23 protein-coding genes are annotated in these 26,998 nt (G+C 50.1%); 12 read left to right on the plus strand and 11 right to left on the minus strand.

Going from position 1 to position 26,998, the window contains the following annotated elements; translation table 11 throughout:
* The first annotated feature begins 28 nt into the window (after positions 1–28).
* The 3 genes from ABEB26_RS01905 (at position 29) to ABEB26_RS01915 (ending at position 1,480) form a co-directional block, all read left to right on the plus strand.
* Complete coding sequence (locus ABEB26_RS01905) at positions 29–403, plus strand: helix-turn-helix domain-containing protein (protein WP_345720249.1); 375 nt, start codon at positions 29–31, stop codon at positions 401–403.
* An 82-nt stretch (positions 404–485) separates the two neighbouring features.
* The gene (locus ABEB26_RS01910) at positions 486–1,172 is read left to right on the plus strand and encodes an AzlC family ABC transporter permease (protein ID WP_345720250.1); all 687 of its coding nucleotides are present in this window, start codon (positions 486–488) and stop codon (positions 1,170–1,172) included.
* The gene (locus tag ABEB26_RS01915) at positions 1,169–1,480 is read left to right on the plus strand and encodes an AzlD domain-containing protein (protein ID WP_345720251.1); all 312 of its coding nucleotides are present in this window, start codon (positions 1,169–1,171) and stop codon (positions 1,478–1,480) included. Before ABEB26_RS01910 ends, ABEB26_RS01915 begins: the two co-directional genes overlap by 4 nt.
* 124 nt (positions 1,481–1,604) lie before the next feature.
* Here the strand turns inward: ABEB26_RS01915 and ABEB26_RS01920 are convergent, their stop codons facing one another.
* Positions 1,605–2,633 carry an N-acetylmuramoyl-L-alanine amidase gene (locus tag ABEB26_RS01920; protein ID WP_345720252.1) on the minus strand — a complete coding sequence of 343 codons (1,029 nt, stop codon included), beginning with the start codon at positions 2,631–2,633 and terminating at the stop codon, positions 1,605–1,607.
* Between the two features lie 247 nt (positions 2,634–2,880).
* Between ABEB26_RS01920 and ABEB26_RS01925 the strand changes: the two genes are divergently transcribed.
* The 3 genes from ABEB26_RS01925 (at position 2,881) to ABEB26_RS01935 (ending at position 7,803) form a co-directional block, all read left to right on the plus strand.
* Entirely contained in the window at positions 2,881–3,627 is a 747-nt protein-coding gene (locus ABEB26_RS01925) for a response regulator (protein WP_345720253.1), read from the plus strand.
* Between the two features lie 68 nt (positions 3,628–3,695).
* Positions 3,696–6,371 (plus strand): pullulanase-type alpha-1,6-glucosidase, encoded by a 2,676-nt coding sequence (gene pulA / locus ABEB26_RS01930; RefSeq protein WP_345720254.1) that lies wholly within the window; start codon positions 3,696–3,698, stop codon positions 6,369–6,371.
* A 109-nt stretch (positions 6,372–6,480) separates the two neighbouring features.
* Positions 6,481–7,803 (plus strand): caspase family protein, encoded by a 1,323-nt coding sequence (locus ABEB26_RS01935; RefSeq protein ID WP_345720255.1) that lies wholly within the window; start codon positions 6,481–6,483, stop codon positions 7,801–7,803.
* Between the two features lie 47 nt (positions 7,804–7,850).
* Here the strand turns inward: ABEB26_RS01935 and gatB are convergent, their stop codons facing one another.
* From gatB to ABEB26_RS01970, 7 genes are all read right to left on the minus strand, one after another.
* Positions 7,851–9,302 (minus strand): Asp-tRNA(Asn)/Glu-tRNA(Gln) amidotransferase subunit GatB, encoded by a 1,452-nt coding sequence (gene gatB, locus ABEB26_RS01940; RefSeq protein WP_345720256.1) that lies wholly within the window; start codon positions 9,300–9,302, stop codon positions 7,851–7,853.
* Positions 9,303–9,374: 72 nt separating this feature from the next.
* Entirely contained in the window at positions 9,375–10,346 is a 972-nt protein-coding gene (locus ABEB26_RS01945; RefSeq protein ID WP_345720257.1) for a BtrH N-terminal domain-containing protein, read from the minus strand.
* Positions 10,347–10,358: 12 nt separating this feature from the next.
* Positions 10,359–11,861 (minus strand): DUF790 family protein, encoded by a 1,503-nt coding sequence (locus ABEB26_RS01950; RefSeq protein ID WP_345720258.1) that lies wholly within the window; start codon positions 11,859–11,861, stop codon positions 10,359–10,361.
* Between the two features lie 140 nt (positions 11,862–12,001).
* Positions 12,002–13,324: a DEAD/DEAH box helicase gene (locus ABEB26_RS01955; RefSeq protein WP_345720259.1), complete on the minus strand. Its 1,323-nt coding sequence runs from the start codon at positions 13,322–13,324 to the stop codon at positions 12,002–12,004.
* 8 nt (positions 13,325–13,332) lie between these two features.
* A complete protein-coding gene (locus ABEB26_RS01960; protein ID WP_345720260.1) occupies positions 13,333–13,878 on the minus strand; it encodes a helix-hairpin-helix domain-containing protein in 546 nt (181 codons plus the stop codon).
* 170 nt (positions 13,879–14,048) lie between these two features.
* Positions 14,049–14,285 (minus strand): hypothetical protein, encoded by a 237-nt coding sequence (locus tag ABEB26_RS01965; RefSeq protein ID WP_345720261.1) that lies wholly within the window; start codon positions 14,283–14,285, stop codon positions 14,049–14,051.
* Between the two features lie 329 nt (positions 14,286–14,614).
* The gene (locus tag ABEB26_RS01970; RefSeq protein ID WP_345720262.1) at positions 14,615–18,244 is read right to left on the minus strand and encodes a WD40 domain-containing protein; all 3,630 of its coding nucleotides are present in this window, start codon (positions 18,242–18,244) and stop codon (positions 14,615–14,617) included.
* 711 nt (positions 18,245–18,955) lie between these two features.
* On the opposite strand from ABEB26_RS01970, the gene coxB reads away from it, so the two are divergent.
* Genes coxB through ABEB26_RS01995 form a run of 5 tightly spaced genes read left to right on the plus strand, consistent with a single transcriptional unit; the run spans position 18,956 to position 23,754 of the window.
* Positions 18,956–20,035 carry a cytochrome c oxidase subunit II gene (coxB, locus tag ABEB26_RS01975; protein WP_345720263.1) on the plus strand — a complete coding sequence of 360 codons (1,080 nt, stop codon included), beginning with the start codon at positions 18,956–18,958 and terminating at the stop codon, positions 20,033–20,035.
* 9 nt (positions 20,036–20,044) lie between these two features.
* Complete coding sequence (ctaD, locus tag ABEB26_RS01980; protein WP_012187665.1) at positions 20,045–21,892, plus strand: cytochrome c oxidase subunit I; 1,848 nt, start codon at positions 20,045–20,047, stop codon at positions 21,890–21,892.
* Positions 21,893–21,952: 60 nt separating this feature from the next.
* On the plus strand, positions 21,953–22,579 hold the full coding sequence (locus ABEB26_RS01985) for a cytochrome c oxidase subunit 3 (protein ID WP_345720264.1): 627 nt from the start codon (positions 21,953–21,955) through the stop codon (positions 22,577–22,579).
* Positions 22,580–22,604: 25 nt separating this feature from the next.
* A complete protein-coding gene (locus ABEB26_RS01990) occupies positions 22,605–22,937 on the plus strand; it encodes a cytochrome C oxidase subunit IV family protein (RefSeq protein WP_345720265.1) in 333 nt (110 codons plus the stop codon).
* Between the two features lie 4 nt (positions 22,938–22,941).
* Positions 22,942–23,754: a cytochrome c oxidase assembly protein gene (locus tag ABEB26_RS01995; RefSeq protein WP_345720267.1), complete on the plus strand. Its 813-nt coding sequence runs from the start codon at positions 22,942–22,944 to the stop codon at positions 23,752–23,754.
* Between the two features lie 46 nt (positions 23,755–23,800).
* Here ABEB26_RS01995 and arsM read toward each other — a convergent pair whose 3' ends face one another.
* Genes arsM through ABEB26_RS02010 form a run of 3 tightly spaced genes read right to left on the minus strand, consistent with a single transcriptional unit; the run spans position 23,801 to position 25,511 of the window.
* The gene (gene arsM / locus ABEB26_RS02000; RefSeq protein WP_345720268.1) at positions 23,801–24,628 is read right to left on the minus strand and encodes an arsenite methyltransferase; all 828 of its coding nucleotides are present in this window, start codon (positions 24,626–24,628) and stop codon (positions 23,801–23,803) included.
* A 46-nt stretch (positions 24,629–24,674) separates the two neighbouring features.
* Positions 24,675–25,097: a GNAT family N-acetyltransferase gene (locus tag ABEB26_RS02005; RefSeq protein WP_345720269.1), complete on the minus strand. Its 423-nt coding sequence runs from the start codon at positions 25,095–25,097 to the stop codon at positions 24,675–24,677.
* Between the two features lie 54 nt (positions 25,098–25,151).
* Complete coding sequence (locus ABEB26_RS02010; protein WP_345720270.1) at positions 25,152–25,511, minus strand: ArsR/SmtB family transcription factor; 360 nt, start codon at positions 25,509–25,511, stop codon at positions 25,152–25,154.
* 172 nt (positions 25,512–25,683) lie between these two features.
* Between ABEB26_RS02010 and ABEB26_RS02015 the strand changes: the two genes are divergently transcribed.
* Positions 25,684–26,973, plus strand: a complete 1,290-nt coding sequence (locus ABEB26_RS02015; RefSeq protein WP_345720271.1) for a DUF2087 domain-containing protein — start codon at positions 25,684–25,686, stop codon at positions 26,971–26,973.
* Positions 26,974–26,998 lie beyond the last annotated feature (25 nt).

A 26,998-nucleotide genomic window follows, 5' to 3' on the forward strand; every position in this document is an offset into this window, starting at 1 on the left:
CGAACGCGAATCGCGCTTGCTCTGGACGATGGCGCAACTGATTATTCGCCATGCCCAAAGCAAACCAGCGCTTACCGCCCAGCAACGGCACCCCAAAGCGGTAACGACGATTCGTGAATATTTGGCGGTGCACTATGCCGATTCAATTTCGCTTGAACAACTGGCCCAATTGGTCAATTTAAGTCCGTTTCATACGTTACGGATGTTTCGCCAAGCAACTGGCCTGCCACCACACGGCTATCTCGTTCAACTACGGATCAATCAAGCGAAACAGCTGTTGCATACTCAGTTGCCATTGGCCGAGGTAGCCGTACAAACCGGATTTAGCGATCAAAGCCATTTGAATCGCCATTTCAAGCGGGTTTTGGGTGTTACGCCACTTCAATATCGCCGCCAAGCCTAAATCAGCAAGATCATCCAAGCAATTAATCTTCAATCAGGCTATGCTCAATTTAATCATAGTTTACAAGCTTTGGAGCAGCGCCATGCACTCAATTTCTGCTACCTTTCGTGCTGGAATTCGCGCGTTTTTACCGATTGCCGTGGGTATTATCCCGTTTGCCTTGATTTCGGGCATTGCCGCGATGAGTGTTGGCTTATCGATTCCCCAAGCTATTGCCATGTCGATGATTGTGTTTGCTGGCTCGGCTCAGTTGGTGGCGATGCAACTCTTGGCTGAACATACCCCGGTGCTGTTGATTATTCTGACGACCTTGATTATTAACTTGCGCTTTGTGATGTATAGCGCCTCGTTGGCCGACCATTTGGCTCAATTGAAGCAGCGCTGGAAGTGGCTTAGTGCCTATTTGCTGACCGATCAGGCCTATGCCTTGGCAATTAGCCTATATCAGCGTAAACCCCAAATGCGCTACAAACCATGGTTTTACCTTGGCGCAGCAATCAGTATGTGGATTACTTGGCAAATTGGGGCGGTGGTTGGAATGTTGGTTGGTCAGCAATTTCCGGCCAGTTGGCAACTCGATTTCACGATTCCGCTGACCTTTATTGCTTTGGCCATGCCTGCGATCAAAAATCGGCGCTTGGCGGCGGTAGCTCTTGGCGCGGCGATTATGGCTGGAGCCACGGCAATGTTGCCTTATAAATTGGGCTTGGTGCTGAGTGTATTGGTAGGTGTTGGGCTTGGGTTGTATCTTGAGGGGCGGCAGGCATGATGATTTTACTGCTGATTATGGGGATGGGCTGCGTGACATTTTTGCTGCGGCTCTCGTTTATTAGCGTGGCGGGCAAAACCTCTATGCCTCAATGGTTGCAACGTTGTTTACAATTTGTGCCAATTGCGGTGCTGATGGCGATTATTGTGCCGGATTTAATCTATCAGCAACATCATTATCAATTGCTTAATAATAATGAACGCTTGATTGCTGGCTTGGTTGCGGCCTTAGTCGCTTGGAAAACCAATAACGTGCTACTGACGATTGGAACTGGCATGGGTTTGTTATGGTTATTGCAGAGCTTGTAGCCGAGTGTTCCCTCACCCCCTGACCCCCTCTCCCGCACGCGAGGCGAGGGGGAACCATCCCACCATGAAGGTTTGAATGCCCCTCGCCCGCCGTAGTGGGAGAGGGGTTGGGGGTGAGGGACTCTCAGCGGTCGGTTGGTGGTGGCAATTGGTCGCTTGTGCCCTGCATAGCGCTGACTTGCACCCAGCCAACAATATTGGAGCTACCGCGCACAAAGCCTTCGTACCAGCCATCACGCTGGCGAAATGGCATAAAACGTTGATCTTCTTCTAGCGTATGCAATACCCTAGCCTCAGCATCTGGTGCTGAATGCACGGTCACATCGGCAGTTTTGGGGCGCTGAATCGCATATTCAATCACCCGCAACGCTTCTAAATCATTGGGATCACGCACTTCGAGGTAGCGCAGCAAGCCATTGGCGATGCTCTGAGCAATCACATCTGATTGATTAAGCATAAACGCCCGATCCGTGGGATTGGTCAAAAAGCCCATTTCGACGATCACGGCTGGGGTAGTTGGAGCAATCGCATTGCGATGTCGCCGCCAGCTAAAGGCATAGTAGCCGCGCATGTTGGCGGTAATCGCCGAATCTTGGGGCATATCAGTGCCAGCGGCATATTCGCTGACCAAGCTATCGAGTAACAATAAACTGGCCTCTGAGGCTCTCCATGGAGTCGCCATTTTAAAGCCGCGACTGCTGGTGCTAGTCGAACCATCGGCATGGATCGAGATAAAGGCATCGGCTTTGTAGGCAACTGGCACAGTCGCAGGCAACAGATCGACTGTAATTCCCTCGGCCTCAAGCAAGGCTTTGACCTGTTCGGCAACTGGTAAGTTCACATCCGATTCGGTAATGCCATTGACGAATGCCCCAGTCGAGGTACGGAATTTAGCTAAATCATCGGGTAAATCTTCGGTTTGCCAATGGCCAACTTGAATTCCGACCCGTGGCGGTTGGGGCACGGGGGTTTCAGTTGGTGGTGCTGGAGTCGCACTTGGTGCTGGAGTCGCTGTCGGCACAACCCTGGTTGGGGCACTGGTGGCGATCGCGATTTGCTGCACCGCAGCAGGTTTGGGAGCTTCAACAAGTATAGCAGTATCGCTACAGCCTACAACGAACAGCGTGCCAACAATCAAAGACCAGCGTTTCATCGGGTGGTTCCTTGTATGGATGGGGTTAGGGACTAGGGGTCAGGGATCAGGGACTAGGGATCAGGTTAATATACATTTTGGTTTCTATCCTTAAATTGGGCTTGCGTCTCTTCCATTAGTTGATACCTTCTGGCCCCTGAATCCTAACCCCTGACCCCTAAACATTAACATGGCTTTGCACTTAATTGCTTGACACAAAGATTAAGGTTGAGCATATATTTGATGATAATTGGCTAAGGATTCTCCCATGCAGACAATCCAAACATTGGTGGTTGAAGATCATCCGGCGTTGCGGGCGGCAATGGTTGCTGGGTTGCACGCTACCAAAGAGATAACTGTGATTGGCGAGGCTGGTAGCGGCGAGGATGCAATTGAATGGTGTGCTCAACATACGCCGCAAGCCATTTTGATGGATGTGGCCTTGGCCAGTCAACTCAATGGCATTCAAGCTGCGGTGATTATTCGCCGTGAACATCCGCGGATTCCGGTGGTGTTTTATTCAATCCAAGATGATGATGCCTATTATCGCGATTTCCAGCGTTCGGGCATTCTAAGCCACTATGCGTATGTGCGCAAAAGTAATTATCTACTACCAGCGATGGTTGCGCCGCTGCTGCGTGATGCCTTTCAAGGCCGGGCTTTTATCGACCCCGATATTGCTAGTCGGGTGCAAGAAGTTCGCCATCGCGATGAGCAATCGGCGCTTGATTTGCTTGAGCCAGCCGAGCGTGAAGTGATGACCTTGGTGGCTCATGGCTTTACCAACGATCAAATTGCCCAGCGCTTGGGGTTTCGTGATGCCCGTGCGGTCAGTCGCATCAATGGTCAAATTTACACGGCCTGGGGTTTGAATGAAAATACCACTGATGAAAAAGTAGCACGTACTCGGGCGACAATTATTTTTCATGAGCGCCAACTGATTGTCTGGGATGAAGAAGGGCGTGGGCGGGCGTATATGCCCGATGGTCAGTGGCAAGCACGCTGGAACGATTAAGCAAATTGCCAATTTGTTGCATATAATGTGCTATACATACGAGTTTACCCATTTGATGGGAGATTAAGATGCTTGATCAATCTGTTGTTGAAGAGCAGCCCAGCGTCGGGCAGCTTGATCGGCTGCGGGCGTATTGGGTGCGTCGCGATACGATTGTTTGGAATATTCATGCGCTCCCCAATGCTCGCTATGAGTTGCATTATTCGCTTGATGGTTCGTTGGAGCTAACGCCGCAGGGAATTCAGCATGGCAATGTTTTGCCGCTCGAACGTGATCCTTTCGGCTTAGATTCGACGTTGGCAGCGGCTTTTCCGCATTTGCAAGGTTTGCCAGTGTTGCGCCTCGCTCCTGAACACCACGACTTGGTTGCGACAATGTTGCGTGGTCAAGTGGCAGTGCAGGCCTATCACGCTGACGATCAGAGTTTGATCGATGCGACTGCCTTGCAAATTCCAGGTGTGCTTGATGATTTGTATCACTACACTGGCGAGCTTGGGGTGAGTTTCGACGAGCAGAAACGCCCGATTCTGCGCTTGTGGGCACCGACGGCTCGCTCGGTTGGCTTGTTGCTCTACGCCGATTCGGCCAAAGGAACTCGCGCAATTCGCAGTGCAATGACGTTCGACCCTCAGACTGGGGTTTGGAGCATCGTTGGCAAGCCTAGTTGGAAAAACCAGTTTTATCGATTTTTGGTCGATGTGTTTGTGCCCAGCACAGGCCAATTTGAGCAAAATGTGGTAACTGACCCCTATTCGCTGAGTTTATCGACTAATAGCCAACATTCGCAAATTGTTGATCTACAAAGCCAACGCCTCAAACCCAAAGGTTGGAGCAAACTCGCCAAGCCCAGCCTAGCCAAACCGACCGATATTGTGCTTTACGAGCTGCATGTGCGCGATTTTTCGATCACCGATTCGAGTGTGCCAGCCGAGTTACGCGGCACCTACAAAGCCTTTACCCAATTTGAATCGAATGGTGTGCAGCATCTCCAGCGGCTGGCTAAGGCTGGAGTGAGCCATGTGCACTTGCTGCCAGTCTTTGATATTGCTACCATTGAAGAACATCGACCTGATCGCACGCGAATTGATTTTGACTATTTAGCCAGTTTGCCTGCTGATTCAACTGAGCAGCAAGCCTATCTTTTTCCAATTCGCGATCGTGATGGCTTCAATTGGGGTTATGACCCGCGCCATTACACCACGCCCGAAGGTTCCTATAGCACCGATCCTGATGGCTCAACGCGGATCTACGAGTTTCGCGAGATGGTGCAAGCACTGAATCAAATTGGGCTGCGAATAGTGATGGATGTGGTCTACAATCACACCCATTCGAGCGGCCAAGCCAGTTGCGCCGTGCTTGACCGAATTGTGCCAGGTTATTATCATCGCTTGGATGCTGACGGCAATGTTTGCAACAGCACTTGTTGTGCTAATACCGCTAGCGAACAGCATATGATGGAAAAATTGATGCTTGATTCGTTGCGCACATGGGCTGTTGACTATAAAGTTGATGGCTTTCGCTTCGATTTGATGGGCCATCATCTGAAACGCAATCTGTTGGCGATTCGCGCGATGCTCGATAGTTTGACCCTGGCTGAGCATGGCGTTGATGGTAAAGCGATCTATGTGTATGGCGAGGGCTGGAATTTTGGCGAAGTTGCCGACGGTGCACGCGGCGAAAATGCCTCGCAACATGCCATGGCTGGCACGGGCATTGGTACCTTCAGCGATCGTTTGCGCGATGCGGCGCGAGGTGGCGGCCCATTTGTGGGCTTCCAAGTGCAGGGCTTTGCCACGGGCTTGCTTGATCGGCCTAATGTGTACGAACAGCGGGCGTTCGTTGAGCGCCATTACCAAGTTGCAGTGCTGAGCGATGTGGTACGGCTGAGTTTGGCAGGCAATTTGGCCGATTATCCAATCCTCAGTTGCGAAGGCCAACAAACCTTGGGCGGCCACTTGTATATCAATGGCAAACCTGCGGCTTATGGTTTACGCCCTGATGATCATATTGCCTATGTTTCAGCCCACGATAATGAAACCTTGTTTGATGGAATTCAAGTCAAAGCCCCAATCGAATCGCCGATGGCCGAGCGGGTGCGCATGCACAATTTGGCCTTGAGTTTGGTGGCCTTAGCCCAAGGAATTCCATTTTTTCATGCTGGCGATGAGTTGCTGCGCTCAAAATCGCTGGATCGCAACAGCTATAATTCCAGCGATTGGTTTAATCGGATCGATTGGACGGGCCAGCAGAACACTTGGGGTTCGGGCTTGCCACCCTCGGCGGATAACCATGAACATTGGGCCACGGTTGGGCCGTTGTTAGCCAACCCTGCGCTCAAGCCAACCGCTGAGGATATGGCATTCAGCTATGCCCATTTCCAAACTATGTTGCAAATTCGGCGTAGCTCAGGTTTGTTTCGTTTGAATAGTGCTGAATTGATCAAGCAAAAAGTCTGGTTTCCCAATACGGGGCCTGATCAAGTGGTTGGTTTGGTGCTGATGGTGCTTGATGATGGAATTGGTGAGCAGTGCGATCAGCAATTTAGTCGCGTTGTAGTGGCCTTCAATGGCTCGCATCATAGTTTGAGTTATAGCGATGCCAGTTTTGGTCATTACAATTTGCAATTGCACCCCTTGCTGGCGAATGGTTATGATCCAGTGCTGGCGCAGGCTAGCTTTGATCGCAGCCATGGCAGCATTAGCGTGCCTGGGTTTAGTTGTGTGGTTTGGGTCGAATATCGCTAAGTGATCTATTTTATGGGTCAATACTGGCTAAAGTGTTGGCCCATAAAGCCTAACATCCTATTGACGTGAGTATTACACTGGCAGCATCAATAGCGTGATGGAGGCTGCAATGAATGTTCGTAACAATTTGGCATTGTTAATTGGAGTTGGTAAAAATAAGACCGAAAGTTTTAAACCATTACCAGTACAAAATGATATTGAAGCCCTTAAGTCGGCATTGAGTGATCGCGATGTAGGAGGGTATCAGCCTGAAGCAATCCAATGTTTAGTTGATCAACAAGCGACTATACCTGCAATTGAACGACAACTAATCTGGTTAGCAGAGCAAGCCCAAGCTGAGCCAGATGCAACAATTTTTATCTATTACAGCGGCCATGGAGCCTATGATGATCATGATCGTTATTATTTAATTAACTATGAAGCAACCACTGATTTGGCTGCAAGTGCATTTTCGGCCCAACGTTTGATGGAGTTGCTCAAAAATATCAACAGTCAGCGGGTAGTGATTGTTTTTGATTGTTGTTATGCGGCAGGCTTGGCGCGTGGCAAAGGCTTGAACGGCACACTTGAATTTGGTAATCCATCGAAAGCCTTGGTGAGCCAGTTTGGTCAAGGTTCAGGCGTGGTTGTAATTGCTTCGTCGCAACCACATGAAGAATCTTTTTTTGATTATGATAGCGTTAGTATTTTTACCAAAGCATTTTTAAGCTTGTTATATGGTTATAATGCCCCCGCCGATGCAACTGAAGTTATGATTGGCCATGTGATTGATACACTCCCTAAAATGCTTGCGCACACCAATCAAACCCCAGAAATTGCGTTCCATGGCCAGAGTTTTAGCTTAGCCAAATTGCTTGGGGGCAAAGGTTTAGGTGCTGGTGGTTGGCAAGGCTATCAGGCCCAAGCAGAGGCGAGTATCCAAGATTTAATTGCTCGTAGCCAAGTAACAAATGTTCAGATTCAGAATCCAATTAATGCCCACAATGTTCAGCAAGATTCTTCACAACATACAACGACCAACCATGGGATGAATTTTGGTGGGGCAAGCTTTGGCAACAATACCGAGATTACAAGCGGTGATTCTTATAAAAGTACGATTTCGATTGGCGGTCGCAGCACCGTGAATGGCCCAGTTGTGGGAATTAATCGAGACACGATTAATTATACCTACTCGTCACAGCCATCTACGGCTATCGATCTGAAAAATTTAGATCTGCTTGAAAAACAACTTAGTGGTTTAGTTCAAACGTATAGTCATAATCCTGCCTTGGCTGATCAATTGCAGATGATCGCTATTCACTTGCGCAAAGCGCAGCGCAACCAAGCTGAGCAAGCTCAAGCTGAACTAGCGAAGGCTAAGGCCGTTGCACTTGAGATTCAATCGGATGATCCAACTCTCCTCGGATTACTTCAAACGTTCCATAATCTTTAAAATCAAAAACCGCCCGACTGATCTAGCCGGGCGGTTTTCCATTCGTCTTAATTGGTGGCATCAAGCTCAGTTTTGAGCGCTTCTTCGACCACTTGCGGGTTGGCTTGGCCTTTGGTAGCTCGCATCACTTGACCAACCAAAAACTTGATCGCTGGCAATTTGCCGCTCTTGTAGTCGGCAACAACTTTGGGATTAGCGGCGATCGCATCGCGGGCAGCTTGGGTCAAAACGCTGCTATCGCTAATTTGGCGCAAGCCTTTGGCGTTGATGATCGCAGTTGGCGTTTCGCCAGACCGATACATTTCTTCAAAGACCTGCTTCGCAACCGTGCTGCCGATTTCGCCCTTGGCCACAACCTCGATCAAGCTGGTAAGGTTGGCAGGGGTGACGCGTTGTGCCACAGCAGTGAGCGTTTCATCGCCATCTTTGATCAAACGGAACAACTCGCCCGTGATCCAGTTGGCAACTGGTTTGGCGTTGGTAGCCCCAGCGGCGGCAACAACCGCTTCAAAATAATCGGCGGTTTCGCGTTCACCGCTCAACAAAGCTGCATCTTGTTTGGATAAGCCAAATTCGCTGAGATAGCGGGCAAATTTGGCATCAGGCAATTCGGGCAATTCGGCGCGGCGCTCAGCAACCCATTCGCGGCTCAACTCCAGCGGCGGCAAATCTGGCTCGGGGAAGTAGCGATAGTCGTGGGCGTGTTCCTTGGAGCGTTGGCTCAAGGTGATTCCAGCGGTATCGTCCCAACCACGAGTTTCTTGAATAATCGTGCCACCTGCGCGCAGGATCTTTTCTTGGCGTTCCAATTCGTAAACCAAAGCACGCTCAAGGTTGCGGAACGAGTTCATGTTTTTAATTTCGACCTTGGTGCCAAATTCCTTTTGACCTTCGGGGCGAATTGAAACATTAGCATCAACCCGTAATGCGCCTTCTTCGAGGTTGCCGCTGTTGACTCCCAAAAAGACCAAAATTTGGCGCAATTTGGTGGCATACAAACGAGCTTCTTCAGGCGTGGTCATATCTGGTTCGCTGACGATTTCGAGCAATGGCACACCAGAGCGATTGTAATCGACCAGCGAATGGGTTTCATCACCGTGTTGCAGCATGCCCGTATCTTCTTCGAGGTGGGCACGGGTGATGCCAACCCGCTTGGTTTCGCCATTGCCAAGGGTAATTTCTAGCTCACCATTGATACAAATTGGCTTATCGTACATGGTAATTTGCCAGGCTTTGGGCAAATCGGGGTAGGTATACGATTTACGCGAAAACTCGCAATACTCAGGAATTTGGCAATTGAGCGCCAAGCCAAGCAGCGCCGCCTTGCGAATTGCTTCTTGATTGACAACTGGCAAGGTGCCAGGTAGGCCAATGCTGACTTCATCGATACAGCTATTGGCGGGAGCGCTGGCATAGGCCGCGTTACAACCGCTGAACATTTTCGATTTGGTAAGAATTTGGGCATGCACTTCTAGCCCAATCGTGGCAGTATATTTCATAGCAACTCCGAGGCAACACAACAGCACAATCTCCCGCTGATTGTGCCCGATCATGGCTGATTATGCAAGCTGTTATAGCGTTGCCAGCAGTTGCATCGTCGCATATTCTTGTTCGGCGATTTGGTTCATCAGCTGACTAGCCTGTTGAATTGCCCCAAGATCGTGCTGTTTGCCCGCTTGATCGATCAAATTGGCAACTTTCTGCCAGTCCGCGCTAATTGTGGTGAAGGCTAGTTCAGCTTGACGTAACTGTGGAGCTGCGATGATTGTGCTGGCCTCGGCCAAAAAATCACGATACAGCTTGCGAAACAGCGAGCCGCCGGTTCCGGCCCGCTCCATCAACAGCGCGGTAGTACAAAAATCAGCTTCAACATCAGCCGATGTTTCAAACCATGGCTGCAAGGTGGCGCTTGCTTTACGAATGCCTTTGTAGCTCACATTGGTAATCGGCGGATTGAGATAGGCTTGGGCATTATTGATGATTGCTTGGCGCACTGCTTGAGCTAAATCATAACTGCCCTGTGGTTTGAGGGTGTAAGCCAAGCTTTTTGAGGCCATCGAGCCTTTGGCCGCTCGCGCTTGGGCCAAACTTGCCAATGATGTTTGCACTGTGCTGCCCTGCTGCTGGGTATCAACCAAATAAGCTTGATCGTGATCATAGCCATAGATCGCCACATAATGCCCAGCAAAATGAATGGGATTGCTAAAATATTCGAGATAAAAACAATCGAGTTTCAAACCAACGACTTGGCCTTGATCAAGCCAATGTTTGACGATGGCCCAAGCCTTAGTGGGCGAACTGGTTTCTTGGCGCTCAAGTTTGAGATTGAGCTGCTTGGCGAGGGTTTCGGTTAGCTGATCAGGTTTAACTCGTCCGCCGATAAAGGGCATCGGCATCGATTTCATGTGCCAAAAGATGAAACTTAGGCCTTCGCCCAAGCCAAACAGCAATGGCTCGGCAAGCTCAATGCCCTGTTGATAGAGCAAGGTTCCAGTGGTGGTAGTTTCACAATGTTGGCCGATAAATGGTTTGATTGCCAGCATAAATCCTCATCACTAGGCGGCTTTGCCAAGCATACTACTCAATTCACGTAGTTTTTGGGGTGTAAATAGGCCAAGATTTGGCACATACTGGGCTGTGCCTTCGCGCCAACCCCGCAGTGCTAAGCCAATTTCAACTGGATTACGGCACTCCAAAATTTCTAAAAGCTCGGTTTCGGCCACAAATCCCGCTTGATCGAAGCGCAACGCTAGACGACTCCAGCGATCTAATGGCGCTTGAGCTGGGGCAAGGTGTTCGAGTTGAGCGAGCACCATCAGCATATCAGGCGTAGTTTGATAGATTACTTTGGCGACCTGGCAATTGCGCAAGAGGTTTTGATAGCTTTTGGCGATTACGACCAAGACTTTGGGTTGACCAACTAAGCGTTGCGCCAAACTCGCTGCCATTGCTTCGGTCGCAGGCACAAAGATCGGAATCCGTTCGCTGCCACGTTGGGCAATAAAATCGGGCACAAGCAGCCGATGGGCCAAACTAAATGGCACAGGATCACGCCGAATCCGCCAGCCTGCATTTTGACCTTTGCTAACCAAGCGGCTCCAGGCTTGGCTAAATTGCTGTTCAAGCGTGGTTTCCCAGCTATCGCCAAGATTGTCTGGTTGCTGACGAGCAGTGCCACCAAGCACCGTTAACTCGCGTTTTGCCAGCTTGATGAGGCTGTTTTTGCCCTGCATATGCACCTGAATCAGGCCTTCGCTGGCAGCATTGGGGTGTGCCGCTAGTAAACGCAAGGCACAACGGGCGATTCGGCGGCCTGTGCGCGTCCAATTGCCTAGGGCATCTTTGGCTCCATGCAAGGTCAGGGTTACAAACGTTGCCATGCAATCTTCTGGTTCGCTCAGTTCATAGCGTAGGTTATAGCGCTGGGCTAAATTGTGGGCTGAAACGGCCAAAGCATTAATATCACCATCAAGCCGTAATTGTAACGAACGACAGTTGCGCAAACCTGTTTCAAGCGAATGAAAATTGTATAAGGCCACGATCGCGCTTGGTTCTGGGCGTTCGGCGCTGCGTACCAACAAGGCTTCTTGTTCATCATCGAGATATAGCACCCGCTCAAATTGGCTTGGCGTTAAGCCTAGTTCTGTGGCTAGTTGGCTTACCGCAGGCCAACGTTCGCTCGGCAAAATGAATCCATGGGTTTGATTGGCATGGGCATACAGCAAGGCCCGAAAATCGGCGGAATTGCGCAAGCCGCGTTCGGCCAATTGGGCATAGGTTGTTTGATCGAGCACTTCGGCTAGTTGCGGTTGATGCCAGCGATAAGTTTGGCTTAAACAGGCCACCAAGCCGCGTGCCAACTTGGGATCGCCAAAAAACTCCAGCAAGGTGGCGGCTTCAAATTCACGCCGAGCGCGGCCAAGCATCTGCTCATAATAGCCAATCGCATAGTCAATCGCCGCCAAATAGCGATCATCACGCAATTGATGCGGGTAGAGTTGGCGGCCAAGCTCTCCGTTGCGGCTGGTATATTTGAAATCGGCTGGTGTAAATGACATAATGATTCCGATACTCTAAAGATTCAGCGATTGATCCACGAAGAGCACGAATGACAAGGGGTGAGCGAACAGGACTCAGGGAGCAGATTGGCTATGCTGGGCTGAATCCGAACCCCTAACCCCTGAAATCTGACCCCTACCTACCTTCCCCGCTGATTATGGGCGGCCACGGCTTTTTTACGCCGACGGGCGGTTTGAACTTCGCTGGTATTGCGCGTGACCAACTCGTAAAGCAAGGCTTCATCGGGCTTTTTGCGCAGCACCCGCCCTAAGCGCTGAATATATTCGCGAGCCGTGGCTGAACCACTGACCACAATCGCTACATTGGCATCGGGCACGTCAACGCCCTCGTTCAGCACTCGCCCCGTGACCAACTTGGAATAGCGGCCTGATCGAAAGCCATCCAAAACCGATTTACGTTCATCAGCCGTCGTGCGATAGGTAATGCTGGGAATGGCAAATTGGCGACTGATTGTGTTGACTAAGGCGTTGTATTCGGAAAAGATGATGATTTTATCGTTGGGATGCTGACTGAGCAATTGTCCAACATGCCCAAGCTTTTTCTCGGCGTTGAGCGCAATCAGCCGTGCTTGATGCTGGGCTTGGAGCGCATTGCGAGCTTGGGGATCGCTGCCTGATCGTCGAATGAGTTCGCCGAAGAAATCGCCTCCACTGGCCAATTTATGTCGATGTTTGGCCAAAAACCAGCGCCAGGTGGTCATCAAGGTTTCGTAGCGCACCAACTCATCAGCAGTTAGATCGACTAAAATGCGTTTTTCGCGAAACTTGGCGATATGGCCTTCTTCGGCTAGATCGGCAGGCGCACGTTGATAGACCACCTTGCCGACCAAGCGATCAAGCGCTGTATGCGAGCCATCGCTGCGTTCGGGGGTGGCGGTTAAGCCTAGGCGATAGGGTGTGCGGCTGCGCAGGGCAATCGTGCTATAGGCTGGTGAAGGCAAATGATGCACTTCATCACAAATGAGTAAGCCCAAATTTTCGAGCGGTGCATCGGGCATGGCTGCCGAAGCATAGGTGATTACGGTGATTGATCGCCATTCGCGCTGGCCATCACCGACCACGCCGACCAATGTTGGATCAAGTGCGAGGGTTTGGACTACGGTGTCGCGCCATTGGTAGAGCAATTCAATCGTGGGTACAACAATCAGCGTGCGCAGCCCAAGTTTGGCAATTGCCAACATTGCTGTAATTGTTTTGCCCGCTCCTGTTGGCAGCACAATGACCCCACGCCCTTCGTTGGCCGTCCAGGCAGCGACAGCCTCGGTTTGATAGGGGCGCGGGGCGAATTGCAATTTGGCTTTGAAGCCGCCTTGTAAACGGGCATCGACCTCTGGTAAATCCTCGTCGGGTTCGTCAAGCAGGCTTGCATCGAGCAAACTTGCCTCGTCGAGCAGCCATTGTTCTGGCTCTGGCTGCTCGGCTTGGGTGGCAGGTCGGGTCATGCATCCTCCTAGGCGGCTTTTTGCCCATACTCCCATAAAGTTGGTTGGGTATAGATGACGTTGCTTTTGCGGGCACTGTGAGCGGCATTGGCTGGCGGTGGTGGATCATCGGGAAACATATTCGAGACGATCAGATCAGCCCGTTGTGGCCCAACTCCCCAGATCGCCGTCAAGCGTTGGTAGGCAGCTTCGCGTAGCAAGGTAGCTAGCTCGACTTCGCCTAGCTCTTGGCTAATACGTTCGGCCAAAATTGGCCCAATGCCCGCAATTTTGAGCAAGCGTTGTTGGCTAGGTGGCAGCAAGGCACACAAATCGTCGTAAAAATCGAGCTGGCCTTGGGCGGCTAGCACGGTGATTTTGCGCGTGAGGCTGGCCCCAAGCTTGTTGATGCCTAAGGTTTTGCCAGCTAAGGCGCGTTCGGTGAGGGAATGGCGCAGGCGGAGAATTGCGCGAGCCACTTCGCGATAGCGCCGCACCCGATAGGGATTGGCGTTTTGGCGCTTCAGCAGCGTGGCAATGTTAAACAGAATTTGGGCAATTGCTCGATTGTTCATGGCTATCACCAAAGCTTTCTACTGGTTCAAACGTACTGTGTCTGTGATGAAACATCTGTGCTAATTATACTATATTTAAGCTAAATCGCAAGCGCGATTATGTTGATTTGGACAATTCATAGAGTTTGTTAACGTAGCCAAATGATAGCATTTGGTTGTGTCAAAAACGATCACAAATTGGTTTTGGTCTGAATTTGAATCTGTAAATCGCTGGCGTTGATGCCATTAAACAGCTGGCGTGGAATTGTCACTGCGGCATAGCCAGTTGCATCGAAACGCCGTTCAATCGCAAAATTGGGAGTGGCAATATTGACCGTTTGGGCATAGGCCGCCTCGCAATGAATCAACAAAGCCCAATCGCCGTTTGCAAGCTCTTGGGCTTCAAGATCGTAGAGATAATCCGGCATTGCTGGTTCCTTTCATGAATTTGGTTCATTTTTTGCAACGCCGCCGATTGTACCAGAATTTGTGGTTGATTTATTTGCAACCCTTCTGTTTCTCCACGGGAGAGAAATGCAGTTTTCAAGGGCTGGTTCTAACTATCACCAATGATCACCACCCTGCGTCTCCCGCCTTGGGGCGGGAGACGCAGGGGTTTTCAGCCCCTGCACCCAAATATTCATGGTGTAGAATGTGCAATTTCTTCTGATTCCCCTTTGCGGTTGGATATCGCTGACTCCTGATCCCTCGTTCGTCCACATTTCGTGTTTGATACTAAGGTCTTGGGGTAAGGGATTTAATTGATCAGTGCTCCTAAATTGAGCAAGCTGACCTGCTCGGCTGAATTTAAACCAGTGGCCTGGTTGATGATTAGCCCTTGATAGGGGCGATCACTGTGCAGTTTTTTGAGCAATTTGCCAGTTGCGAGTTGCCAGATGGCGATTGCACCTTGTTGGTCGCCAGTTATCAGCATTTGGCCATCGCTGCTGAGGCAGATGCTATCTACGGCTGCTTGATGCTCAAAGCGTTGAACCAGTTGTTGGTTTTGCCAATCCCAAATCAGAGCTAGCGAGCCAGCCGCAATTACAATCCAGCGCCCATCAGCCGACCATTGCACCGCTTTGAGCAAGCCAGGTTTATGCAATAGTACAATTTCATAGCACTGGTTACTCAAGTCCCAAATGCGTACCTGTTGATCGGCTCCGGCACTGACCAAATGGCGTTGATCAGGGCTGAAAGCCATGCTAATAATGCCCGCACTATGCCCCGCCAATAAACTTAAACAACTATGTTCAGCCACCCCCCAAATTCGAATAGTGCGATCGGCACTGCCTGTTGCCAATAAACTGCCGTTCTGGCTCCAAGCAAGGGTGGTAACTAAATCATCGTGACAGCCAAAGACTTGGACAATCTGGCCATGGGGCATCGACCACACATGAACCGTATGATCTTCGCTGCAACTTGCCAACATACTGCCATCAGGTCGAAAGGCAATGGCGCGAATCAAGGCTTGATGATCAGTCAACATCGTTGCTAATTGCAAACGTTGGCAATCCCAGAGTTGAATCACCTGTTCTTGGCTGATTGCCAGCAGTTGGCTGGCTTGATGATAGGCCAATTCGCGACCATTGTTGGTTGCTTGCGGTAGATTTAGGCGATAGAATGGCTCGGCTAGTTGCCATAATGTGACGGCTTGGGCTTCACTGGAATTAAATAATAAATCAGCGTTGTTGCTCAAGGCTAAACTACGCACGCCGCCGCGATAGCCTTGCAAGCTATGCAGCAAACGTCCGCTGGCTTGCTCCCAGATGCGCAAACTTTGATCGCTACTGACCGAGTAAAGCCGCGAACCATCGCGATTATAGTGCAAGGCCCGTACCCAATGGGCATGTCCGTAGAGCATATGTGTCAAATGAGCGGTTTCTACCTGCCAAATCCGAATACATTGATCAAGGCCAGCGGTGGCGAGATTAGCTCCGTCAGGGCTAAATTGCAGATCAAACACCCGATCTTCGTTAGGCAGACTGGTGATTAACTGATTGGCTGGTAAATCCCACAAATAGACATCGCCATCAAGCCCAGTGCCAGCTAAAATTGTTGCATCGGGGCTAAACGCTAGGATTTCGATTGGCTCGTGATGAGTTGTTATGGTGATTTGATAGTTTAACTGTGGGCCGTGCCAAAGTTTAATCTGACGATCAAGCCCTGCCGTTGCTAAACATTGGCCATTGGTGCTCAGCCCAATGCTGCTTAGGCCATCCATATGCGCATTAAAACGATGCAGACACTTGCCGCTCAGTCGATCCCACAGGCGAACTTCACCGTCAAGGCTGGCGCTGATTAATTGTTGGCTTTGGGGCACAATCGCCACGCCAATTACTGGCCGGGTATGGCCTGCTAAAATACGTGGATTCTGGCCTTGAGTGCTCTCCCACAGCCGAATTAGCCCATCGTTGCCAGCGCTGATCAGGTAGCGCCCATCGCTGCTAAAACAGATTGCCCGAATGCCATCGTGGTGGCTGGGCACTTGCCAAAGTTTTTTCAGATCCAAACTTTGCCAAACAATCAATTGATCATCAGCGGTTGCTGCGGCCAAAAAACGATCAGCCGGATCGCGGGCGAAGGCAATCAATGCGCCAAATTGTTCGTTAAATACACTGCGCGAAAGGTCGCTATAGCTCAAATCAAGCTGTTTGGGAGCAAGGCCACGTAGGTTGGCTTGCCACAGCGGTTTATGCCGAAAATCAAATTGGCTCAAATCGGCCTTGAGTTCAACCAATAAATTAAAAATATTACCTGGGGCATAGCCCATTTCCAAGGCGCTCAAGGGCTGCATGGTTTGCAATAATTGGCGCAAGGTTGCCAACAAACGCTCTTGGCCAAGCTCAACGAAAATTCGGTGCAGCAAAGGCCGCAAAATTGCCCGACTTTGGTGCTCGCGAATGCTATCCAAACTGTTGGCTTTAATCAAGGCATGGCGATAAAGCAAACCCTGCGTGCCATCAATTAACTCTTGGGCAATTTGGTCAATCAAACGGTCGGTGGTATATTCGAGCACCACATTGTGCAACATAAACCCATCTTGGTGCCGCTCCACCAACGAACGGCGCAGCAACGATTCAAGGGTTTCGAGTAGCATATGTTGATATTTTGAACGCACCAGATCATGCTTAAGCTCGGCCAATTTGACTGTGTGACGTTCGATTGCGAGCCAATACAATAATTCTTGCTCTTGGTCGGATAAACGCTCGAATTGTTGAGCCAAAATTGTGCGTACATCGCCAAAAATTAATTCTTCGTGCTGCAAAAATTCAGCAATTTGGCCAAAAAACATGGTTTTGATCACTTGGGCAACTAATTTTAAGGCCAGCGGATTGCCGGTATAGTGCTTAATCAGCTCCTGCCACAGTTGCGGCGTGCCATATAACTCTTGATTATCGAGCAACATTTGAGCATCATCGCGCATGAGTCCTGTCAAAACCATCGAACGGGTGTACACGCCTTCAAGTCGATTGAATTCATAGGGTTTTTCGCGGCTGGTCAGAATCAAACAGCTTTCATGTGAGCGCTCGCTGATTGCTTGAAACAGTTGGGCATATTGCTCATAGCCCTCGCGGTAGCGGCCAGCTGGATATTGCGGCTGTAAAATGGCCTCAATATTGTCGAGAATCAACAGGCAGCGGGTGGTACGCAAATAATCGATCAACACACTTAGGCGTTGCTCAAATTGGCTGGGGTAGGCCGAATTGGGGCTGGGCATAATCCGATGCAAACATTCCAACAGAAAATCATTGGCTTGTTGGCCTTGTTGCAGCGAACGCCAGACAATCACCTTGAAATCATCTTGGGCTTGTTGGGCAACGCGGGTGGCAAGACTGGTTTTGCCCATGCCGCCCAGCCCAATAATTGCCACCAAACGGCAGCGATCACGTTGCAACCATTTAACTAAGGTGGCGGTTTCATCTTCGCGACCGACAAAATTCTGCACGTCGGGCGCATCGCCCCAATCGTGCAAAACGCCCATCAACGGGCCAGTCTTAGCCTGCTCCTGCTTTTGCTGCTGCACTTCGGCCAAGTAGGTTGTGGCTAAATTGGTTAACTCAGGCCAAGTTGCTAGCGGCGTGGGGTCAATCGCATACTCAGTTAATGCATATTGAATTGTGGCTAATAATTGCTGCTCAGCCAAACCCCGCTGATAGGGAGGCAAATCCAATTGCTCGATCACCAATTGAGCGAGGGCGGCGATATAGCCCAGCGGACACAAGATTTGGTCATTTTCATAGCGCATAATTGTGGTATGCGCCAAGCCAAAATGGCGGGCAGCCCGATTTTTTGAACGAAAAACCCATGAACGCAAATCGCCGAGAAATGCGCCAAGCCCTTCGGTTGCATGAAAAACAGGCAACGATAAAACAACGTTTGTCATGACAAACCCCATGATGCGCAGGAAAATATCAAGTTCGGTACGAACGAATTATGCCTGAATCATAGAGGCAAGCCCGTAGAACTTCAAGAGCCACGAAGATAGTGCCAAAGTACTATTTTTAACCGTGGTTTAATGGATAAAGGCAGAAGGCAAAAGTCAAAAGAAGAGCATAGAACATAGAGCATAGAACATAGGGGTTTCAGAAGGCAAAAATCATAAATCAAAAGAAGAACAGCGAACATAGGGTGAAGGATAAGGGATAAAATTTAACGCAGAGGCGCAGAGAATGCAAGGTTTTTGGCGATGGACTTTGAGTTGGCGAGAGCATAATCATAAAAACTGGGCCAATCTGTGGCTGAAAATTTGTACAAGGCAAAAGTCCACACCATGAATATTTGGCTAAAAATTGCGGGTAAAAGATTTAGACACTGGCAACAAGATTTGATACTATCTCATTGAGCGATCAATCACTGCCTGTACGCAGCCATATGTCAACTTGAGAGTTTTCGATAACAGTGTACAATTGGGGTGATAGCGAACCAGTAACTCCCCCAACTCCAAGTTCATGCCACCACGAGATTGCGCGTGGGCGGTTTGAGTGGAGTTGACTCTGATTTAGTAGTATTGGAAAGGCCAATCGTTCGACTTGGTGGCGGATGTTCGCGGTGCCAACGACGATTTGGAGAACACGGTCTTAGCAAGGAGGCATGGATGCCCAATCGTTCGCCTGCCAAGGCTCTGCTGCGCCCTACGGCAACCCTGTTGCTTGGAAGCGTTGTACTGGCAGCGTGCGGTCAGAAGACCCCTCAAACGACCCTGAACCCAGCAAGCGAGAGCACCCGCGCAATTTACAATCTCTCGGAATTGTTGTTTTGGTTGGGCGTTGTGGTCTTTTTGATCGTACAAACCTGGTTGATCGTTTCGATCATCAAGTATCGGCAAAAAGATAGTTCGCAGATTCCCACACAGATCCATGGCAATACGAAGGTTGAAATTGCTTGGACAATCGTGCCAGCAATTATTGCGATTGTCATTTTCGTCTTTACCTTCGACACGATTCGCAAAATCGAGTTCATGCCGGCTGAAGCTGCTGGTAATACCTTGAATGTCAAGGTTATCGGCCATCAGTGGTGGTGGGAGTTCCAGTATCCTGATATTAAGGATGCGAGCGGTAAACCTTTGGTCACTGCCAACGAGTTATGGATTCCATCAGGAAGCTATATCGACGTGAAAATGACCTCGGTTGACGTAATCCACGACTTCTGGATTCCTGGCTTGGCAGGCAAGCGCGACGTGATGCCCAATCGCGAGAGTGGCTTGTGGTTTAAAGCCGATGATGTAGCCGATGGCTCGCCAGGCGTATTCTGGGGCCAATGTGCCGAGTATTGTGGTGGCCAACACGCCTATATGAAAATGCGCGTAGTTGTAGCTAGCCCTGCTGACTTCCAAAAATGGTCAACTGAGCAAAGCCAAGTAGCGGTTAACACCAACTTGCCTGAATCGTTTACCAAAAATTGTATCGGTTGTCATGTGGTACGTGGCACCAACGCCGCTGGTATTACCGGCCCCGATTTGACTCACTTCGGTGGCCGCATGACGATTGCCGCTGGCACCGTCGATAATACCCGTGAACATCTCTATGCTTGGTTAGACGACCCTGATGCAGTCAAGCGTGGCAACATTATGACCACCGCGATCAAGGCCGATACCCTGACCGAAGCAGAAATTACCGAGTTAGTCGATTATCTGGAAAGCCTCAATCCTGGCACCAGTGTTAAAGGTCAGCAGTAGGAGGGCCGTATGGCAACTGACGTAAGTACCCTCCATCACGCCCCAGCTAAGCAACGGCGGGGTTGGTTGGAATGGATCACCACTGTCGATCATAAAAAAATTGGCATCATGTATGCAGTGACTGCCTTTTTGTTCTTTGTGATCGGTGGGCTTGAGGCGTTGCTCATCCGTTTGCAGCTTGGTACGCCCCAAAATACGCTGCTGACACCCGAAGCTTATAACCAAGTCTTTACGATGCACGGCACAACCATGGTGTTTATGGCAATTATGCCAGTCAACGCTGGGTTTATGAACTATTTTGTGCCCTTGATGATTGGCGCAGGCGATATGGCTTACCCACGCATGAACGCCATGAGCTATTGGCTCTTGTTGTTCGGCGGGATTGTCATGTATTCCAGCTTTGTCTTCGGCGGCGGCGCTCCCGATGCTGGCTGGTTTGCTTATGCTCCACTGACCTCAACCACCTACTCGGTTACCCGAGGGATGGATTATTGGGTGCTGGGTTTGCAGCTGCTGGGGGTTTCCTCGCTGGCTGGCTCGGTCAACATCATCGTAACGATTATCAGGCTCCGTGCACCTGGCATGCGTTTTAATCGGATGCCGCTGTTCGTTTGGATGAGCTTCGTTACCTCATTCTTGTTGATTTTTGCCTTGCCAAGCATCACGGTTGGGATCACCTTGCTGTTCTTTGACCGCAACTTTGGTACCAACTTCTTCTTGCCTGCTGCTGGTGGCGACCCACTGTTGTGGCAACACTTGTTCTGGTTCTTTGGTCACCCCGAAGTGTACATTATGATTCTGCCCGCCTTCGGCGTGGTTTCAGAAATGTTGCCAGTCTTTTCACGTAAGCCAATCTTCGGTTACGAGTTTGTGGCCTACTCTGGGGTAGCAATCGGCGTGTTGGGCTTCACCGTGTGGGCACACCACATGTTTGCCACCAACTTGGGCGTGATTGCCGACACCTTCTTTGCTGCTGCTTCGATGTTGATTTCGGTTCCGACTGGGGTCAAAATCTTCAACTGGCTAGCAACCTTGTGGCGTGGTGAGTTGCGCTTCAAAACCCCAATGCTGTTCAGCCTTGGCTTTATCGCCATGTTTGTGATCGGCGGGATTTCCGGGGTTTCGTTGGCGGCTGCGCCGTTCGACTTGCAAGTTACCGATAGCTACTTTGTGGTTGCCCACTTCCACTATGTGCTGTTTGGTGGCGCTGTCTTTGCCTTGTTTGGTGCATCCTACTATTGGTTCCCCAAAATTACTGGCAAGATGATGAGCGAACGGATCGGCAAATGGCACTTCTGGATTTTGATGCTGGGCTTTAATTTGACCTTCTTCCCACAACATATGCTTGGGTTGCAAGGCATGCCACGGCGGGTCTGGACGTATCAACAAAACCAAGGCTGGGATTTCTACAACCTGCTCTCAACCATTGGGGCATTTTGTATCGCCTTGGGCACGTTGGTGTTTATCGTCAACTTTATCATCAGCTTGCGCAAGGGCGCTCCTGCGGGCAACGACCCATGGGATGCCGCAACCCTGGAATGGGCGACCACCTCGCCACCACCAGCCCACAACTTCGATGTGGAATACATTGTGCATAGCCGTCGCCCCTTGTGGGATAACAAATATAGTGGCGAAGGTCGGGGCATGACGATCAATTACGATTTCCATCCCCACTTGCCACCGCCATCGTTTGCCCCAATCATCTTCTCGTTTGGCTTGTTTGTGCTGGCCTATGGCATGCTCAACCTCGCCTCTGCGCCATTGATTGGGATTCCCTTGATCTTGGTGGCCTTGGCAATTGCCTTCGTCGGCATGAATCGCTGGGTCGGCGAAATTGCCCAAGATCCGGTGCTGTAAACAACCTTGCTCGGTGTCGATTGCATGATCGACACCGAGCCCAGTTATTTGGGAGAATCTATGGCACAGGCAGTCGTGCGCGATATCGATAAAAATGATCCTGGGCGTGGCCTCGATTTACGCAAACTGGGCATGTGGACGTTCCTTGGCTCAGAAGTGTTTTTCTTCGGGGCTTTGGTGGTTACCCACCTTTCAATGCGTGGGGTTGTTGCGCCATCAGCAAGCAAAGCCAATTATGATGTTGCGGCAGTTCGCACCTTGTTTGGCGATAATGTATTGACCTCGATTCTAGCTTTCATCTTGTTGACTAGTAGTTTGACAATGGTGTTGGCGCTAGATGGGGTTAAAACCAATAATCAAAAGCGTTTCCGCTTTTGGTTGGGGGCCACTATCGTCTGTGGTTTGGTCTTCTTGGGTGGTCAGGTTTACGAGTTCTATCACATTGTTCACCAAGGTGTGACGATTAAAAATATGATGTTTGGCTCGACCTTCTTCTTTGTAACGGGTTTCCACGGAACCCACGTTGCAGTTGGGGTAGTTTGGCTCACATCATTGTTAGTTTCGGCAATTCGCCACCCTGAGCGCTACAATGCTGGCAATTATATGGCTGTCGAGCTAGGCGGCTTATATTGGCACTTTGTGGACTTAGTGTGGGTCTTGATCTTTACGGTGATCTATCTGATCTAACCATTATTTATCCAAGGAGTACATAATGGCCCACGGTCATGATGAACACGCCCCAACCGAACACGAAGCGCATCACAGCCATGCTAAGTTGTATGTGATCATTTTCTTTGTCTTGTTGGTGATGACGGGGATTGAAATTGCCCTGCCGATCATCAACAAAGCTGAGATTATGGCCAAACAATTAGAAGTCGCATTGTTGCTTGGATTGATGACAATCAAAGGCGCAATTGTGATGATGTTCTATATGCACCTTAAAGGCGATCGCCGCATGTTTGGGACGCTGTTTGTCTTCCCAATTGTGTGTGTGCTGTTGATGATGTTGGGCTTCTTTGCCCTGTTCCAACCTGTATTGTGGTAAGCAAATGAATGACTGGACGCTTGATTGGCCGCTGCTTTTTGGCTTAATCGCCGCAACAGTTGGCTATCTCTGGGCAGTTGGCCCAGGTCGCAAGCGCCTAGGCGGGCCAGCAGCCTTCCCAGTCGGGAAGGCTGTTGCCTTCTTAAGTGGCTTGTTAGCCCTTGGTTTGTCGATCATGTCGCCAATTGGCATTTGGGCCGATCGCTATCTCTTTACGATGCACATGGTTCAACATATGATTTTGACCATGTTTTGTGCCCCGATGTTGTTAATTGGCATCCCTGAGTGGCTGCTGCGGCCATTGGTGCAATTGCCATGGGTCTATACCATTGTGCGCTTTGCCGTTAATCCAATTGTGGCATTTAGTGCCTTTAATATTTCCTTCAATGGCTGGCACTTTCCCCAATTCTACGATTTGGCCTTGCGCAACGAACTGGTGCACATTCTCGAACACCAAATGATGATGGGCAGCGCAATTTTGTTGTGGGCACCATCGCTGATTCCTTTGCCAGAATTACGCTCATCGTATCCGGTGCAAATGCTCTATTACTTTGTGAATTCAATTATCCCAACGATTTTGGGTGCCTTGATTACCTTTGCTGATAGTGTTTTGTACCCAACCTACGAGCTAGCGCCACGGATTTGGGGCATCAGTGCGATCGCCGATCAACAAATTGGCGCGTTGATTATGTGGATTCCTGGTGGCTCGATTTTTATCCTTGCCATTACCATCGCTTTTTTCAAGTGGATGAACCGCGAGGATGAAGAACAAAGCCTGCCGAGCATCGCCGACCAAAAAGCCGCTGCTCGCCAGTAAAACCTAATCATTCAAGGCGCATTGGCTTGCAATGCGTCTGCGCTTTTTAGGCCTGTTTATGCGCCCGAATCAAGCACGATGTAAAGCGTTCAGCCAATTGCTGACCTTGCAAATCGCTTAATCCCGCCAATTCCTCAGGCAACTTGCCGCCAATATCATCTAAACTATAACGATGGGTTACCTCGAAACTAATCTGTTGAAAGCCTGCTTGCTCCAAAAATTGTTGATATTGCTCACGGGTTGGTGCACCTGCAACACAACCAGCCCAATTCATGGCTGCCCGTAAACTGGCTTCAGGCAAGGGGAAATCAGCCAAACTGCCATCGATCACAATATCGGAGATTGCCATATAGCCACCAACTTTGAGCACGCGATAAGCCTCACGCAATGCCATGCCTTTATCGGGAGCCAAATTGATCACGCAGTTGGAGATAATCACATCGACCTGCTCATTCTCAAGTGGCAGTTGCTCAATATCGCCCTTCAAAAAAGCTACGTTTTCAATCTGGGCTTTATTGGCATTCTTACGGGCCAAATCGAGCATGGCATCGGTCATATCAACCCCATACACAAAGCCCGTTGGCCCAACTTGTTTGGCAGCGAGCAATACATCTAACCCGCCACCAGAGCCAAGATCAAGCACGACTTGGCCTGGTTGCAAAGCGGCCCGTACAACCGGATTGCCACAGCCACGCGTGCTGTTGACAGCGGTTACGGGCAAATCGGCGGTTGCTGTATCACGGTAGAGCGTGCTGCTCAGCGAAATATCATGGCTGGTGCTGCAACAACTGGTTTTTGGCTGCTCCTGCTGAACTTGCTCGGCCCATTCGCCGTAATAGGCTTGGACTGTGGCTTTAATCGATTGATCGTTCATGATCTATTCCTTCCATTGAAAAAATTCAATCTTGCTAGCAAAAAAATCAAACTAAGTGTTTAACCATCAAGGTTGCGCTGCTACAAATGCTGCCCCACTGCACTGAGGCATGCAAGCGCGAATCGGCCTCGGCTCGTTCGATTGGCTGGTAGCCGTGAGCAGCAAAAAATTTTGCCGCGCTGGTGGTTAAAAGATAGAGTGTTTGCAAGCCCTGTTGTTGTGCTTGTTGCTCCAAAGCCGCCAGCAACGCCGCACCCAAGCCTTGGTTTTGGCGATCTGGCGTAACTGCGACCGAGCGCAATAAGCCAATCTCGCCATACAACTCAAGTGCCCCACCCGCTTGTAGATTGGCGTTTTGCCACCAGCCATAGGCCTGGGCCATGGCTAAACCTTCGTTGTCCAACCCGACTGTGTTCAATAAATGCTCGAATATTGGTTGTTGATCTGAGGTGATTGGTTCAAGTTGCATAGGCCATCCTATTGAAAAAATTCAATTCAAAAGCCAAAAAAAGCTAGCCCAAGGCTAGCGATTCCAAGTATCCAAGTGGCGGTTGATGCGAGCTTTGAGGCTGGCAAGGCGTTCGCGTTCAACCCGATAATAGGCCCAAGGCCCACGTCGTTCGCAACTAACCAAGCCAGCCTCGCGCAACAACTTGAGATGATACGAGACAGTTGGCTGTTTGACCGCGACCGCCGCCTCCAGATCGCAGACGCACACATCGTCAGTTGAGTTTGTCAGCAGCGTCAGCAATTGCACCCGCACCGGATGCGCGAACACCTGAAAATCGGCGCTAATCGCTTCGGCTTCAGTTTCGTTCAAGCCAGCGCTGGTGGACGCACAGCAGCCCGTGGTTTGGGCAATCAGTTCAATAATGCCAGTCATAATTCAGCCTCCACGAGCACTATAGCACGCTTATCGAATTAATTCAATCTTATGGTGCTTAATTTTTCAGGGCGAATTTGGCTCATCAATCCATCGTAAGGCTGATTTGAATAGCTATCAAATATTTTATTATTCAATTATCTAATTATTGAATAAATTAGTGAGAAATATCATGCAACTTCAAACATCGGCAGTCGCTGATAGCCTTAATACGCTGCAATTGCTCAATCGTGCAGCAACGATTCGTGGAGCTTCGGCCTGGGTTCAACGGACGGCGCAGGCGCTCAGCGCTAAGGAATTGGCCGATAATCAATTGGTAGCAAGTTTGAGTTTTGGCTTGTTGCCGCAAAACGCTAGCCAAACCATGGACGAGTTTTTGGCCGAGCTAGGCAGCACTGAGCCAAATCAATGGGTTGCCCAAATTCAACAACACCTGCTTGAACTGAGCGCGAGCACTGGGCCACTTACCAGCGAACGGCTATGGCAGGCCTTGCGTAATGCGGGCATTTATAGCGAGCTAGCGACCCAACAAGAACTTTTGGCGGCGATGCAACAGCCAGCTCAATTGTTGGCGCGGGTGTGCCAACACCTTGAACATATGTGGCAAACCTGGTTCAAAGCCGAGTGGCAACAAGCCCAAACTGCCATCAGCCAACTCAATCGCCAGCTTCAGGCCCAAGTTCCTAATGAAGCCGCACTCAAAGGTTTTCGCCAAAGCTTAGGCTATGCAGTTAATCAAGAGTGGCAGCAGTTGCAGGAGCAACGCCAAATTGTACTGTTTGCAGCAATCCAAAATGGCAGCCTAACGACATTCTTGGCTGATCGTCAGCGTTTGTGGGTTGGCATTGGTTTTGGCATGAGTAACGAGCTTCAGCCACGGATTATCAGTCGCAACGAGTTATTATTTCGCTTGCAAGCGCTAGCCGATGCCGCACGGATTCAAATTATGGAGCTTTTGGCCCAGGGCGAATTGTCGGCTCAAGCGATTATCAGCCAAACTCAACTGCCGCAATCGAGTGTTTCGCGCCATTTGAATATTCTGCGCAATGCTGGCTTTGTGCAGGAGCGGCGGGCGGGTGGCGCAACCAAGAGCTATCGCTTAGTCACAAGCCACATTGGGGCAACCTTTGCGGCGCTTGAGCAAGCCTTGAATCAAGCAAGCCCAAGCCAAATCAGCTCGGCTCAATCAGAATCAGCAGTGCCAGCCAGCATTCAACGCTTTTTCAATCGCGAGGGGCGCATGGTCACTTGGCCGAGCAAACATATCGATCGGATTCCAATTTTGGCGTATTTTGCGGCGCAATTTGAGCTTGGTCGCGAATATAGCGAACGCGAAATTAACGAGGTACTCAAGCCGCATACTGGCAGCGATGTGGCCAACCTACGGCGCTATTTGATCGATGTCAAGCTGTTCGAACGCGATGGGACTGGCTCACGTTATTGGCGTAAAAACGAAGAATAGGTATAAGGGATCAGGGGATAGGGGT

It is taken from the genome of Herpetosiphon gulosus (assembly GCF_039545135.1).
In the GTDB taxonomy this organism is placed as follows: domain Bacteria; phylum Chloroflexota; class Chloroflexia; order Chloroflexales; family Herpetosiphonaceae; genus Herpetosiphon; species Herpetosiphon gulosus.

Excerpts from the sequence above, each read along its gene's own strand:
- ABEB26_RS01905 (WP_345720249.1), top strand. The coding sequence starts at position 29 with ATGGCGCAACTGATTATTCGCCATGCCCAAAGCAAACCAGCGCTTACC.
- ABEB26_RS01910 (WP_345720250.1), top strand. The coding sequence starts at position 486 with ATGCACTCAATTTCTGCTACCTTTCGTGCTGGAATTCGCGCGTTTTTA.
- ABEB26_RS01915 (WP_345720251.1), top strand. The coding sequence starts at position 1,169 with ATGATGATTTTACTGCTGATTATGGGGATGGGCTGCGTGACATTTTTG.
- ABEB26_RS01920 (WP_345720252.1), bottom strand. The coding sequence starts at position 2,633 with ATGAAACGCTGGTCTTTGATTGTTGGCACGCTGTTCGTTGTAGGCTGT.
- ABEB26_RS01925 (WP_345720253.1), top strand. The coding sequence starts at position 2,881 with ATGCAGACAATCCAAACATTGGTGGTTGAAGATCATCCGGCGTTGCGG.
- pulA (WP_345720254.1), top strand. The coding sequence starts at position 3,696 with ATGCTTGATCAATCTGTTGTTGAAGAGCAGCCCAGCGTCGGGCAGCTT.
- ABEB26_RS01935 (WP_345720255.1), top strand. The coding sequence starts at position 6,481 with ATGAATGTTCGTAACAATTTGGCATTGTTAATTGGAGTTGGTAAAAAT.
- gatB (WP_345720256.1), bottom strand. The coding sequence starts at position 9,302 with ATGAAATATACTGCCACGATTGGGCTAGAAGTGCATGCCCAAATTCTT.
- ABEB26_RS01945 (WP_345720257.1), bottom strand. The coding sequence starts at position 10,346 with ATGCTGGCAATCAAACCATTTATCGGCCAACATTGTGAAACTACCACC.
- ABEB26_RS01950 (WP_345720258.1), bottom strand. The coding sequence starts at position 11,861 with ATGTCATTTACACCAGCCGATTTCAAATATACCAGCCGCAACGGAGAG.
- ABEB26_RS01955 (WP_345720259.1), bottom strand. The coding sequence starts at position 13,324 with ATGACCCGACCTGCCACCCAAGCCGAGCAGCCAGAGCCAGAACAATGG.
- ABEB26_RS01960 (WP_345720260.1), bottom strand. The coding sequence starts at position 13,878 with ATGAACAATCGAGCAATTGCCCAAATTCTGTTTAACATTGCCACGCTG.
- ABEB26_RS01965 (WP_345720261.1), bottom strand. The coding sequence starts at position 14,285 with ATGCCGGATTATCTCTACGATCTTGAAGCCCAAGAGCTTGCAAACGGC.
- ABEB26_RS01970 (WP_345720262.1), bottom strand. The coding sequence starts at position 18,244 with ATGACAAACGTTGTTTTATCGTTGCCTGTTTTTCATGCAACCGAAGGG.
- coxB (WP_345720263.1), top strand. The coding sequence starts at position 18,956 with ATGCCCAATCGTTCGCCTGCCAAGGCTCTGCTGCGCCCTACGGCAACC.
- ctaD (WP_012187665.1), top strand. The coding sequence starts at position 20,045 with ATGGCAACTGACGTAAGTACCCTCCATCACGCCCCAGCTAAGCAACGG.
- ABEB26_RS01985 (WP_345720264.1), top strand. The coding sequence starts at position 21,953 with ATGGCACAGGCAGTCGTGCGCGATATCGATAAAAATGATCCTGGGCGT.
- ABEB26_RS01990 (WP_345720265.1), top strand. The coding sequence starts at position 22,605 with ATGGCCCACGGTCATGATGAACACGCCCCAACCGAACACGAAGCGCAT.
- ABEB26_RS01995 (WP_345720267.1), top strand. The coding sequence starts at position 22,942 with ATGAATGACTGGACGCTTGATTGGCCGCTGCTTTTTGGCTTAATCGCC.
- arsM (WP_345720268.1), bottom strand. The coding sequence starts at position 24,628 with ATGAACGATCAATCGATTAAAGCCACAGTCCAAGCCTATTACGGCGAA.
- ABEB26_RS02005 (WP_345720269.1), bottom strand. The coding sequence starts at position 25,097 with ATGCAACTTGAACCAATCACCTCAGATCAACAACCAATATTCGAGCAT.
- ABEB26_RS02010 (WP_345720270.1), bottom strand. The coding sequence starts at position 25,511 with ATGACTGGCATTATTGAACTGATTGCCCAAACCACGGGCTGCTGTGCG.
- ABEB26_RS02015 (WP_345720271.1), top strand. The coding sequence starts at position 25,684 with ATGCAACTTCAAACATCGGCAGTCGCTGATAGCCTTAATACGCTGCAA.